Genomic DNA, 12,350 nt, shown 5'->3' with positions numbered 1-12,350 from the left:
TCAGGCCGCGACCTGACCGAGGAAGCGCTCGATCTCGCCCTCGAGGTCGGCCGCGACCGCGTCGACGGTCTGAGCCGCCTCGGTGACCGTGGCGGCCATGCGGGCCGAGCGCCGCGCGGCGCCGGCGACCGTGGTCAGGCCGCCCGCGATGGCCTCGGTGGCGCCGGCCGTGTCGGCGACGTTGCGGGAGATCTCGGCGGTGGCCGCGCCCTGGGCCGAGACCGCCGACGCGATCCCACCCGTGGTGGCGCTGACCGCCCGCATCCGCTCGCCCATCCGGCCGATGGCCGCCACGGCCGCCGTCGTCGAGGCCTGCACGCCGGCGATCTGGCTGCCGATCTCCTCGGTCGCCCGCGCGGTCTGCGACGCCAGCGCCTTCACCTCCGCGGCCACCACGGCGAAGCCCTTGCCGGCGGCGCCGGCCCGGGCGGACTCGATCGTGGCGTTGAGCGCCAGCAGGTTGGTCTGCTCGGCGATCTGGCGGATCAGCCCGACCACCGCGCCGATGCGCCCCGCGGCCTCGGCGAGCTCGCCGATCTCGGCGTTCATGGCGTCCGACTCCGCGGCGGCCGTGGCCACCAGGGCCTCGGCCTGGTCGAGCTGGGTCTCGATCTCCGCGATGGAGGCGGAGAGCTCCTCGGCGGCGCTCGCGACGGTCTGGACGCTGGCGGAGGTCTCGTGCGAGCCGCGCTCGGTCTCGGCGACGGCGGCCTCCGCCTCGGCGGAGCTGGCCGCCATCTCGCCGGCCCGGGCGCGCATCGCGCCGGTGCTGGCGGTCAGCGCGTCCTTCAGGCGGACGATCTGGCCGCGGAACGCCTCGATGGCGCGGTCGAGGGCGGCCCGCCGCCGCGTCTCGTCGGCCGCGCCCGCGCTCTGCAGGCTCTCGAGTTCCCGGGTCCGCAGGCCGGAGACGCGCAGCACCTCGAGGGCGTGCGCCACCGTGCCGATCTCGTCGCCGCGCGCCGCGTGGGGGATCGCCGAGTCCAGGTCGCCGGCCGCGAGGGCCTCGATCCGCGCCGCGATCGCCGAGAAGGGCCGGAACAGCCGCGCCGCCGCCAGCCCGACGAGGGCACAGGCCAGCACCGCGATGATCAGGGCGGCGACGCTGAGGCTCGTCATCGTCTGGGCGTGGGCGTCGAAGTACATCTCGATCGGCAGGCCGACGAACAGGATGCCGTTCACCTTGCCGGCGGCGTCGACCGTCGGCTGGTACACCGTGTGGTAGCGCCGCCCGAACAGGGTCGCCGGCCCCTCGTAGGTTCGCCCGGCGCGGATCGCGGCCTGGGCCGGGCTGTCGGCGGCGAGCGCCGTGCCGACCGCGCGGGTCCCGTCCTCCCGGCGCACGGTGGTCTGGCGCCGCACGAAGCTGTCGGAGGCGGGCTCGTAGCTGAACACCGTCGCCAGGCCGCCCGAGTAGGCGACGGCGTCGTCCACGACGCCGGCATCGGCGAAGCCCGACAGGCTCGGCGTCGACACCCGGGCGACGCGCGCCCCGTCGAGGTCCGCCGCCGCGCCCTCGACCCGCGCCGCCAGGACGAGCGCCAGAGTTCTCAGGTTGCGCTCGCCGTTGGTGCGCTGGCGCGCCTCCATCTGCGACCAAGTTTGTCGCGAGACCGTAATCCAGATGGCGCCGGCGGTGAGTGTCACGGCGAGCATCGCCAGCAGGATGACTTTCGTCGACAGAGTCATCCTGCGCAGCGAATAGGAATGTGTGCGCATCTATTGGTATCCGTGCCTATAGCCGGCCGGACACTCTGTCGTGAGGTTGAAATGACGGGTTAAGGTTCGCCAGAAAGGCGAGCCATTGCCGCAGATTTCAACCCTGCCCTGCGCGCCGGGCGGAGACGCGGGCGAGCGCCGCCAGATCCTTCTCGCCGTCGCCGTGGCTGATCGCCTCGATGAGACCGTCCCGCAGCACGCTGGCGAAGGGCATCGGCACCCCGGCGCCCTCGGCCGCCTGAAGGGCGAGCCGCACGTCCTTGGCCCCGAGCCTGAGGATGAAGCCCGGCGGCTCGTAGCGGTTCTGCGCGATCGAGGCGCCGTAGCCCTTGTAGACCGGCGAGGCGAACAGCGTGTTGGTCATCAGGTCGAGGAAGTCGGCGCCCGGGACGCCGTGGCCCTCCGTCAGGGCGCAGGCCTCGGCCATGGCCTCGATCGCCGAGATCAGCATGAAGTTGCCGGCGAGCTTGACGGCGTTCGCCCGCGTCGGGTCGTCGCCGAAGCGCCAGGTCCTGGCGCCCATCGCGTCGAGGAGTGGGCCGGCGCGGTCGATGAGGGCTCCCTCTCCCGCCGCAACGATGTTGAGCTTCCCGGCCTCCGCCACGTCCGGCCGCCCGAAGACCGGGGCCGAGACGTAGGGGACGCCGGCCCGCGCGTGGACGGCGGCGAGCTGCTTCGCCAGGGCCACCGAGACCGTGCTCATCCCGATATGCAGGCCGGGGCGCTCCGGCCGGTCGAGGAGGCCGCCGGCCACGATCACGGCCTCGAGGGCCGCGTCGTCGGCCAGCATGGTGATCACGGCGTCCCCGGCGAAGGCCTCGGCGGCGCTCGCCACCGGGGTGACGCCGTCGATGCCGCGCGCGGCCTCCGGCGAGCGGTTCCAGGCGCGGACCGCGTGGCCGGCCCGCGCGAGATTGGCCGCCATGGCGCGACCCATTCGCCCCATTCCGATGAATCCGACGTCCATGCCGTGCTCCTCGACGCGCTGTGCCGTCTGCCAACTGGGAAATCCCGGCCGGCGGTCAACGGCCCCGGCCGGATTTGCGGCGCTCGCACGGCGTGGCAAGCTCGATCCATGCTGCAGAATCGCATCACCGACATTCCCGGCCTGCGGGTCGGCCACGCCACCGACCTGCGGCTCGCCAGCGGCGTCACCGCGATCGTGTTCGATGAGCCGGCCATCGCCGCGGTCGACGTGCGCGGCGGCGGGCCGGGCACCCGCGAGACCGACCTGCTCGACCCCGAGCGCACCGTGGAGCGGGTCGACGCCTTCGTGCTCTCCGGGGGCTCGGCCTTCGGCCTCGACGCGGGGCCGGGCGTGGCGGCGTGGCTCGCCGAGGCCGGGCGCGGCTTCCCGGTCGGTGCCATGCGGGTGCCGATCGTCCCCGGGGCGGTCCTGTTCGATCTCCCCAACGGCGGGGACAAGGCCTGGGGCCGCTATCCGCCCTATCGCGAGCTGGGCTTTCAGGCCGCCGCGGCCGCGGCGGAGGATTTCGCCCTGGGCTCGGTCGGGGCCGGGACAGGCGCGCGCACCGGGCGACTGAAGGGCGGGATCGGATCCGCCTCGGCGCACGTCCCGGGAACGGGCTTCCGCGTCGGGGCGCTCGCGGCCGTGAACGCCTTCGGCAACGCGACGATCGGAGCCGGGCCGCATTTCTGGGCGGCGCCCTTCGAAGAGGGCGACGAGTTCGGTGGTCTCGGCGCGCCGGTCCGGGTGCCGCCGGAGGCCCTCGCCTTCCCGGCCCGGGCGCTGCCGGGCGCCGCTACGACGCTCGCCGTGGTGGCGACCGACGCGGCGCTGACCAAGGCGCAGTGCCGGCGCCTCGCGGTGGCCGCGCAGGACGGCCTCGCCCGCGCGCTCGTGCCGGCGCACACGCCCCTCGACGGCGACCTAGTCTTCGCCGCGGCGACCGGCGCCGTGCCCCTCGCCGAACCGGTGGTCGACCTCGCCCGCCTCGGCGACGTCGCCGCGCGCGTCCTGGCCCGGGCGGTGGCCCGCGGCGTGTTCTCGGCGACGAGCCTGCCCGGGCACGCGCCGTCATTGCCCCTGGCCGGCACGGGGCTTCCACCGGCCTGGCGCGACCTGTTCGGCGCCTGATCGGCGGCGCCGGCCCCGCCCCGCCCCGGCGCGGAACGATGCCGCAGGCCCGGGGTTACTGGCCGCGGCCGGAGGCCGCGACGCGGCCCGGATCGCACCGGGCCGCGCCCTGTGCCCAGCGGGAGAGAATCTCATGAGAATGACCGGCCTGATCGTCGCCGCGTCCGTCGCCCTGTTCGCCGGCGGAGCCCAGGCGATGCCCGTGGCACCGCTGACCGGCGGCGACGCCGCCGTCACCCTCGTCCGCGGCGGCTGCGGGTTCGGCGCCCATCGCGGGGCCTACGGCGGCTGCCGCCTGAATCGCGGCCCGCGCGGTGCGATCCGCCGCGCCGTCACCGGCGCTCCCCGCGGCTGCCCGCCCGGCCTCTATCGCGGCCCGCGGGGCGTCTGCCGCCGCTGAGTGACGGCGCTGGCGCCGCCCCCTGGGGTGGCGCCAGCGCGGGTTGCGGCTCTCGACGGATGGCGGTCAGCGCAGGGGCGAGCGCCCCTGGGGGAGCGCGATCGTCGCGGTCGCCTCGGCGATCTGGTCCGGGCCGCCCTTCGGCGGCCAGATTCCCGCCTCGTAGGCGCGGGCTCGCAGCGCGGCCCGCTCCTCCAGGCTGCGGAAACCCCAGATGTGCGTGATGCGCGGCGCGCCGTCGAGGGCGTACAGGTTGACGACGAGGTGCTGCGTGTAGGCGCGTGCCGGCCCGATCGCGGCCTCCCAGGCCGCGAGGGTCGGCGGCAGGCCCCCCGGCTTCTGGCGATAGGTCCGGATCTCGTACACCCCGCCCCGGTCGCCCGTCCGGATCGGCGGCAGGAAAGGGAACGGGGCGTAGCTGTCCATCTCCAGCGCGGTGATCACGTGCCCGGCGTTGAACGGGTTGGCGCTGAGGAGGGCGCGCCGGCGCTCGGCGGTCATGTCCTCGGGCGCCGCGAAGCCGCGCAGCACGATCAGGCGCCCCAGCGTCCCGATCTCGGTGCGCCAGCAGCCGACCAGCTCGCCCTTGGCGTCGGGATCGTCCAGCCAAGCCTCGACGCCCTCCGAGACCTGACCCACCGCGAGCAGCGGGCACGAGAGGGTCGCGAGTTCGTACAGCATGGGCGCCTCGGCGACGTCGTCCCATCGACGTCACGCCGTCAAAGCGGGAGAACGCCTTTCGTTGCCATCGGGACGCGCGGGCAAGCCTCCGCGCTGCCGGCCGAGCCTCACAACTCGGCGCGGGCATCCTCCAGCAGCTGCGCCAGCCCGCTATCGACCTCCTCGGCGAGCATCGTCCGCTCGGCGTCGGTGAGGTCCTTGGCCCAGGCGCCGCTGCCGAACCCGTCCGTGCAGCGCGCCCGCTCCGCGGCGATGTAGGCCTCGGTCTCGACCGGCCGGGTCTTCATCGCGTGGACGAAGCCGAACCACGCCGCCCGCTCCACCACCGCGAGCCGCGCCCGCAGCCGGATGGCCACCGCCTTCTCCGGATCGATCCCGTCCGCGCTCATCGTGGTTCTCCCGCGTCCTTCTCGGCGAGCCGATCCAGCAAACCCTGGAGCTGCCCCGGCACCGGCTCGGTCGCCGAACGCGCGTAGAGGACGCGCAGTTGCCGGCCGATCTCCGCGAGGCTCATGGAGCCCTTGGCGATCACCCGGTCGGCCTGCCGGTTCAGGCTCTCCTTCTCGGCCGCCGTGACCTCCTTGGCGGTGAGCACCACCACGGGCACGTCGCCGTCGGGCCGCGACCGGAGGGCCCGCAGGAAGCCGAACCCGTCCATCTCGGGCATCATCAGGTCGAGCAGGATCAGGCTCGGCCGCGCCTGGCTGACCCGCTCCAGGGCGATCCGGCCGTTCTCCGCCTCGTCGACGGTCCAGCCCTCGCGGCCGAGCGACCGGCGCAGGCGCTCCCGGGCATCCGCGTCGTCGTCGACCACGAGGACCCGCGCCTCGTTCGGTGCCGCGGGCCGGTAGCGCTCCATCAGGCCCTTGAGCCGGTCCCAGTCGATCGGCTTGACGAAGTAGTCGGTGGCGCCGAGCGCCTGGCCGAGCCCCTGCTCGGCCACCACCGAGGTCATGATCACCGGCGTCCCGGCGAGGTCGGGGTCGTTGCGGACCGCGTGCAGGACCGCCCAGCCGTCCATGCGCGGCATCTCGACGTCGAGCAGGATCGCCCGCGGCTTCAGGGCCCGGGCGAGCGTCAGGCCGGCGCGGCCGTCGTTGGCGCTGCGGACGTGGAAGCCCTCCCGTTCCAGGAAGCGCTGGAGCAGCTCCCGGGCGGCCGGGTCGTCGTCGACCAGCAGCACCGTCTCGTGCTCCTCGTGCGGCTCCACCGGCGTGTGCGCCTCGGCCTCGGTCGGCGGCGCGTCCTCGGGCCGCAGCGTCGCGGGCAGGCGGATCGTGAAGGTCGCGCCCGCGCCCGGGGTGCTGGCGACGCCGATATCGCCGCCCATCGTCCGGCAGAACGCGCGGGTGATGGCGAGCCCGAGGCCCGTCCCGCCGAACTGCCGGGTGGTCGAATCGTCGGCCTGGACGAAGCGCTCGAACAGGCGCTCGATCTGGGCCTCGGTCAGGCCGATGCCGGTGTCGGCGACCGCGAAGGACAGCCAGTCCGCCCCCGCGTCCCGGTGCCGCCGCACCGTCAGGCTGATCGTCCCCCGCTCGGTGAACTTCGCGGCGTTGCCGATCAGGTTCAGCAGGCACTGGCGGATCTTGGTCTGGTCCTGGTGCATGGACCCGAGGCCGGCCTCGCCCGCCGCGCCGGCGTCGAGGACGAAGCGGTTGCCCTTCTTCTCGACCAGGGAGCCGGTGGAGTCGGTGACGTCCCGGAGCAGGTCGGCCACCGTGAAGGTCTCGGCCGAGGCGGTCATGCGGCCGGCCTCGATCTTCGAGATGTCGAGGACGTCGTTGATCAGCGACAGCAGGTGGCGGGCGGCCGCCTCGATCTTGCGCAGGTCCGGCAGGAGGGCGGCCTGGCCGATATCCTCCAGCTCCTCGCCGAGCATCTCGGAGTAGCCGATCACCGCCGAGAGCGGGGTGCGCAGCTCGTGGCTCATGTTGGCGATGAACTGGCTCTTCGCCCGGTTGGCCGCCTCGGCGGCCTGTCGGGCGCGCTCCACCGCCTCCTCGGCCTCCTTGCGCTCGGTGACGTCGACGCAGGTACCGACCCATTCCCGCAGGGAGCCGTCCTCGGCGAGGACCGGCACGCCGCGCACCTCCATGGCGCGCCAAGCCCCGTCGTGCCGGCGCAGCCTGTACTCGACCTCGTAGGTCGCGCGCGCCTCCACGCAGGCGGCCCAGGCATCGGCCGCGTGGCCCCGGTCGTCGGGATGGACGGCGTCCAGCCAGCCCCAGCCCTGGTAGGCCTCCTCGGTCTGGCCGGTATAGGTGCTCCAGCGGACCTGCGGCGGCATCAGCTCGCCCGCCGCATCCGTGTTCCAGATCACCGCCGCCGAGGCGTCCACCAGCGCCCGGAAGCGCTGCTCGGAATGGCGCAGGCGCTCCTCGACCGCGCGGCGGACGGTGATGTCGGTGTTGGTCCCGTACCAGCGCAGGATCCGCCCGGATCCGTCCCGGTGGGGCAGCGCCTTCGACAGGAACCAGCGGTAGCTCCCGTCGCGGCCGCGCAGCGGGAACGTGTCTTCCCAGGACCGGCCCAGCGTGATCGCGGCGCGGTAGCGCTCGGTCACCGCCGCGACGTGGTCCGGGTGGTGGACCGTGCGCCAGCCCCAGCCCCGCATCTCGTCCAGGGAGGTGCCCGTGTAGTCGTACCAGCGCTGATTGTACCAGACGATGGTGCCGTCGGCCTCGGCGATCCAGGCGAGCTGCGGCAGCGTCTCGGCGAGGTTGCGGTAATCGGCCTCCGTGACGGACCCTGGGCCGCTCTCAGTCTCACTCATCGACCCGACGCTGTCCCGTCACCCGCCCCGCGGCGGCTCGAACCAGTATTCCTTATACACGCATCGCGTCCGGATCCGACCGCGCGGCCGCGGGAGCCGGCGGCCGGCGAAACCGCAGGGCGTCGATCGTGTAGAGCGCGAGCGCCACCCAGATCAGCGCGAGCATCAGCGCCCGATGCGGCTCGACGCGCTCGCCGTAGACGAGGACGCTCAGGACGAGCAGGCAGGTCGGCGCCACGTACTGCAGGAGGCCCAGGGTCGTGAGCCGCAGGCGCACCGCCGCCGCGGCGAACCAGATCAGCGGCAGCGCGGTGGTCAGCCCCGTGAGCATCAGCAGGGCACGGTCCCCCGGCGCGGCCGGCAGGAACGGCTCGGGCGACAGGACGAGCCAGACGATCGCCGCCGGCAGCAGCAGCAGGGTCTCGGCCAGGAAGCCGACCAGCGCGTCGACGCCGACGATCTTCCGGGCGAGCCCGTAGAGGGCGAAGCTCACCGCCAGCGACAGCGACATCAGGGGCAGTTCCCCGGCCCACACCACCGCGACGGCGACGCCCGTCGCGGCGATGCCGATCGCGACGGCCTGCGCCGGCCGCAGGCGCTCGCCCAGCACCACCCGGCCGAAGGCCACGCTCACCAGGGGATTGATGTAGTAGCCGAGGCTCGCGTCGAGCAGGTGACCGCCGCTGACGGCGTAGAGGTAGAGCAGCCAGTTCACGCCGATCATCGCCGCCGAGAGCACCAGCAGCGCGTGGCGCTTCCGGAGCGGCAGCGGCAGGTTGAGGCGGTGGCGGGCCGCGAGGATCAGCGCCAGCGCGCCGGCGAACACGCTCGACCAGACGATCCGCTCCGACAGGATGTGGTACGGCGTGTAGGCCCCGAGCATCCGGAAATGCACCGGGACCACGAGGCCCCAGCTCAGGTAGGCGGCGAGCGCGTAGACGAGGCCCACGGAGTCCTCCCGGTCGACCCGGATGGGCGGCCGGGTCCGCGGGCTTTAGCCCGGACGGCCCGATCGCGACAGGCCGGGCGGTGCAGGGCTGCCATCCGGACCGGCGGGCCGACCCCGGGGCGGCCCGGCTCGCGGACGGCGCTCCGGCTACGGCGCGATCCAGCCACCGGACCACCCGCCGGCCTGCCGATGCCAGGCGGTCCGGCGGTGTCCGCGGCGGTCGAGATAGAGGAAATCCAGCCGCTCGGCCCGAACCAGAACGGCGGCGAAGTGCGGCCGGCCGAGCGTCGCGGCCGCGGTCTCGTCCGGCAGGCTGTAGGCGTCCCCCGCCGGAAGCGACGTACCGGGGCCGGGCTCGGCCCCGTAGCAGACCCGGCTCATCGCCCGGGATCCGGTCCAGGCCGCCTCGGCCAGAGCGTCGTCGGTGTGCAGCGTGGCGCGGCCCTCGACGCGGATCTGGATCTTCGCGGCCGCATCGTAGGCGGCGAGGGCGCAGGCCGGATCGGCCAGGATCTCGGCGGCCTTGTCGGAGCGGCGGTCGCAGTGGAACCGGAGCGTCCCCTCGGCCGGGTCGGCGGCGCGCAGGACCACGGTGCGCAGCCGCGGCCCGCCGTCGGCCCCGAGCGTCGCCAGGGTCGGCAGGTGGACGCCGCCACGGCCATGGGCGGCCCCGTCCGCCAGCAGCCGCCAGAGTTCCGCGAAGGTGGCGTCGAGGTCGTCGTAGAAGGCGGGCAGCGGCGTCCGTGTCATGCGGCGCCCCGCTTCCTCCGCCGCTCGCGGAAGATCAGCGCGAGGTTGCGCAGGTAGATGCCGGTGGAGAGGCTCTGGCCGATGATGATCACCGGCTCGCGGCGCACGAACCCGTAGACCAGCGTCATCATCCCGCCGAGGATCGACAGGAACCAGAACGACAGCGGCATCACGCTCCGCCCGGCCCGCTCGCTCGCGATCCATTGCAGGATGAAGCGCGATCCGAACACCACCTGGGCGACGATTCCGAACACCAGCCAGAAGTCGAGCCGGGTGACGAACACGTCGTAGAAATAGGCCGGCAGATCGTGGGCGAGCTGGATCAGCATCCGACGTCCTGGTCCGCGGGTTGGCCGACCGGCGGGTCCGCCGACGCGCCGGCCGGGCCGGCGATCTCCTCGGGCCGCGGGTCCGCGCGCTTGCGCCGGATCAGCCACCAGACGCCGGCGAGGTCGAGGAGCCCGACCCAGAGGCGGTCGAACAGGCCGTAATTGGACACCCCCGTCAGCCGCGGCCGGTCGACCACGTCGCGGTGGACGACGGAGAAGCCCTCGCGGGCGACCAGGGCCGGCATGAACCGGTGGAGGGCGTCGAAGTACGGCAGCCTGAGATACACGGCGCGGCGGAAGACCTTCAGGCCGCAGCCGGTGTCGCGGGTGGAATCGTTGAGGATCCGGCCGCGCACGCCGTTGGCGATCCGGGACTGGAGCATCTTGAAGCGGCCGTCCTTGCGGCCGCGCCGCTGGCCCTGGGCGAGTCCGGCCCCCGGTCCCGCCGCCTCCAGGGCCTCGAGCAGCGCGGGGATGAAGGCCGGATCGTTCTGGCCATCGCCGTCGAGGGTCGCGACGATCCCGCCGCGGGCCGCCAGGACGCCGCTGCGCACCGCCGCCGACTGGCCGCCGCTCCGCGCGTGGCGCAGCACCCGCAGCCAGGGGCGCCCCGCCCGGGCCGCCGCCAGGGCCGCCGGCGTGCCGTCGGTGGAGCCGTCGTCCACGTAGATCAGCTCGAAGGCGAGGCCCGCGCAGGCGGCCTCGATCTCGGCCACCAGGGGTGCGATGTTGCCGGCCTCGTTCTTGACCGGAACGACGACGCTGAGATGGGGAGATCCGCTCACGGCGCCACCGCGTAGGCCGTCACGAAGACCCGGCGGCCGGTGTTGAGGTTGAAGCCCTCGACCTCCGCCAGGGGCGCGGGCGCGCCGCGTCCCACCGGCCAAGCCGCGTTGAAATCGTCGCGGTCCCGGGACTCCACGAAGAGCAGGCGGCAGCCGCCGCCCTCGAGGAAGGACCGGGCGGCGGCCCCGTCGGGCGGCAGGGCGAGGCCGGTGCCGACGAGGAAGACGAGGCTCGGCTCGCGGTAGCCGAGGCTCGCCACGAGCGGGTTCGGGCACGGCATCCGCTCGCGCAGGGCCGCGAGCCGCGGCGAGACCTTCAGGGCCGGCAGCGAGCGCTGCGCCACGCCGAGCACCGCGGGCCCGAGCAGGGCGGAGGCCAGCACGCCGAGGACAAGCGCGCGCTCGGCCGACCCGTGCGCGAAGGCGAGCCAGGCCAGGAATGCGACCGCGCAGGCGGCGGCGAGCAGCGGGAGGGCCGGCCACGGGATCGTGTGGGCGTCGAGGCGCCAGCCGGCGAGGCAGAGGCCGAGGGTCAGGGCGACGGGGATCGCCGGCAGCAGCAGGGCCGTCAGGCGGGCGCCCCGCAGGCGCGGGTCCAGCGCACCCCGGTTCAGCGCCAGCACGGTCAGGATCGCGAGCCAGGGCATCAGCGGCAGCACGTAGTGGGGCAGCTTGGTCGGCACCGCCTCGAAGATCAGCCAGGCCGGCAGCACCGCGGCGATCAGGAAGGTCACGGCGGGCTCCCGCCGCGCCCGCCACGCGAAGGGCAGGCTCATGGCGGCGAAGGCCGCCCCGGGCCAGAAGGTCGCGAAGAACACGAGCGCGTAGGCTCCGGGCGGTCCCCAGTGCCGCTCGGCCACCCCGCCGACCTTGCCGAGCATGTCGTGCCCGACCGCCTCTGCGTAGAACGCGCCGCCGCTCTTCCACGCGATCGCCGCGAACCAGGGCGCCACCAGCAGGAGCGTCAGGGCGAGGCCCGGCCACGGCCGCAGGGGCAGCAGCCAGCGGCCGGACCGCGCCGCGAGCGACAGGCCGAGCGCCGGCAGCGCGACGAAGAGCGGCACCATCGGCCCCTTCACCAGGATCCCGACCGCCATGCCGAGCCAGAACGCCGCGAAGGTCGGCCCCGAGACCGGCCTGCCGTCCCGCGGCGCCAGCCACGCCCGGGCGAGCGCGGCGAGGCTCGCGGTGGCGCAGGCGGCGAGCAGCGCGTCGGTCTTGGCGAGGTGGGCTTCGGCCGAGAGCATCAGGCAGGCGCCGTAGAGGCCGGCCGCCAGCAGCGCCGACCGTCGGGGCAGGAAGGCGAGCGCGCCCCAGTAGGCGAGCAGGACCGAGGCGACGGCGCCGATCAGCGACGGAATGCGGTACAGGGCGATCTGGGTGCGGGCGCCGGGCACGCCCAGCGCCTCGCCGGCCGCCACGGCGGCGGCCTGCGCCCAGTAGATCCCCACCGGCTTCTTGTGCCGCGCCTCGCCCTGGAAGCGGATATCCACGAGGTCGCCGCTCTCCAGCATCTGCTTCGAGGCCTGGGCGAAGCGGGGCTCGTCCCGGTCCATCGGCTGCAGCGAGATCTGGCCCGGCAGGAACAGGAGCAGGCACAGCGCCAGCAGGGCGGCGACGGCCCTGCCATGGGTGAGGCTCAGCGCGTCGAGCCCGCGGCCGATCCGGTCGACGGGGGCAAGGCGCGGCGCGCCGCCGGCGGAGAGGCTCGTGGTCATGCCGGGCCGGTCAATCAGGAACGCGGCGCGAGGTCAAATGCAGCGGTGCCGTCGCCGGTCGCCACGGCGCGCGCGCACATCACGATGCGCGGATGTGGCGCCGCTCCCGCCGCGCGTCCCGGCCCTGAGGTTCGCCGGTCCCCGC

Annotated in this window: 12 protein-coding genes; 2 read left to right on the top strand and 10 right to left on the bottom strand. The window is 74.4% G+C overall.

Annotated features, from left to right (window positions below):
- Positions 1 to 1,719 (bottom strand): methyl-accepting chemotaxis protein, encoded by a 1,719-nt coding sequence (locus ACQKQD_RS06110; protein WP_427507785.1) that lies wholly within the window; start codon positions 1,717 to 1,719, stop codon positions 1 to 3.
- A gap of 97 nt (positions 1,720 to 1,816) precedes the next feature.
- Complete coding sequence (locus ACQKQD_RS06105; RefSeq protein ID WP_427507784.1) at positions 1,817 to 2,842, bottom strand: NAD(P)-dependent oxidoreductase; 1,026 nt, start codon at positions 2,840 to 2,842, stop codon at positions 1,817 to 1,819.
- On the opposite strand from ACQKQD_RS06105, the gene ACQKQD_RS06100 reads away from it, so the two are divergent.
- Positions 2,795 to 3,817 (top strand): P1 family peptidase, encoded by a 1,023-nt coding sequence (locus ACQKQD_RS06100; RefSeq protein ID WP_427507783.1) that lies wholly within the window; start codon positions 2,795 to 2,797, stop codon positions 3,815 to 3,817. The genes ACQKQD_RS06105 and ACQKQD_RS06100 overlap by 48 nt on opposite strands.
- 133 nt (positions 3,818 to 3,950) lie before the next feature.
- Positions 3,951 to 4,217 carry a GCG_CRPN prefix-to-repeats domain-containing protein gene (locus tag ACQKQD_RS06095; RefSeq protein WP_100252347.1) on the top strand — a complete coding sequence of 89 codons (267 nt, stop codon included), beginning with the start codon at positions 3,951 to 3,953 and terminating at the stop codon, positions 4,215 to 4,217.
- A 66-nt stretch (positions 4,218 to 4,283) separates the two neighbouring features.
- On the opposite strand, the gene ACQKQD_RS06090 is transcribed toward ACQKQD_RS06095, so the two are convergent.
- From ACQKQD_RS06090 to ACQKQD_RS06055, 8 genes are all read right to left on the bottom strand, one after another.
- Positions 4,284 to 4,898: an NIPSNAP family protein gene (locus ACQKQD_RS06090; RefSeq protein ID WP_331298859.1), complete on the bottom strand. Its 615-nt coding sequence runs from the start codon at positions 4,896 to 4,898 to the stop codon at positions 4,284 to 4,286.
- A 107-nt stretch (positions 4,899 to 5,005) separates the two neighbouring features.
- Positions 5,006 to 5,287 carry a hypothetical protein gene (locus ACQKQD_RS06085; protein ID WP_056532380.1) on the bottom strand — a complete coding sequence of 94 codons (282 nt, stop codon included), beginning with the start codon at positions 5,285 to 5,287 and terminating at the stop codon, positions 5,006 to 5,008.
- Entirely contained in the window at positions 5,284 to 7,674 is a 2,391-nt protein-coding gene (locus ACQKQD_RS06080; RefSeq protein WP_427507782.1) for a response regulator, read from the bottom strand. Before ACQKQD_RS06080 ends, ACQKQD_RS06085 begins: the two co-directional genes overlap by 4 nt.
- Before the next feature lie 52 nt (positions 7,675 to 7,726).
- On the bottom strand, positions 7,727 to 8,623 hold the full coding sequence (gene rarD, locus ACQKQD_RS06075) for an EamA family transporter RarD (protein WP_427507781.1): 897 nt from the start codon (positions 8,621 to 8,623) through the stop codon (positions 7,727 to 7,729).
- 147 nt (positions 8,624 to 8,770) lie between these two features.
- Complete coding sequence (locus ACQKQD_RS06070) at positions 8,771 to 9,373, bottom strand: pyridoxamine 5'-phosphate oxidase family protein (protein WP_427507780.1); 603 nt, start codon at positions 9,371 to 9,373, stop codon at positions 8,771 to 8,773.
- On the bottom strand, positions 9,370 to 9,702 hold the full coding sequence (locus ACQKQD_RS06065) for a lipid-A-disaccharide synthase N-terminal domain-containing protein (RefSeq protein ID WP_020095404.1): 333 nt from the start codon (positions 9,700 to 9,702) through the stop codon (positions 9,370 to 9,372). The genes ACQKQD_RS06070 and ACQKQD_RS06065 overlap by 4 nt, the downstream gene beginning before the upstream one ends.
- On the bottom strand, positions 9,696 to 10,487 hold the full coding sequence (locus tag ACQKQD_RS06060; RefSeq protein WP_427507779.1) for a glycosyltransferase: 792 nt from the start codon (positions 10,485 to 10,487) through the stop codon (positions 9,696 to 9,698). Before ACQKQD_RS06060 ends, ACQKQD_RS06065 begins: the two co-directional genes overlap by 7 nt.
- A complete protein-coding gene (locus ACQKQD_RS06055) occupies positions 10,484 to 12,205 on the bottom strand; it encodes an ArnT family glycosyltransferase (protein ID WP_427507778.1) in 1,722 nt (573 codons plus the stop codon). Before ACQKQD_RS06055 ends, ACQKQD_RS06060 begins: the two co-directional genes overlap by 4 nt.
- Between the last annotated feature and the right edge of the window lie 145 nt (positions 12,206 to 12,350).

This window comes from Methylobacterium sp. NPDC080182 (assembly GCF_050281105.1).
GTDB lineage: Bacteria > Pseudomonadota > Alphaproteobacteria > Rhizobiales > Beijerinckiaceae > Methylobacterium.
This window is presented reverse-complemented; position numbering and strand designations above follow the sequence as displayed.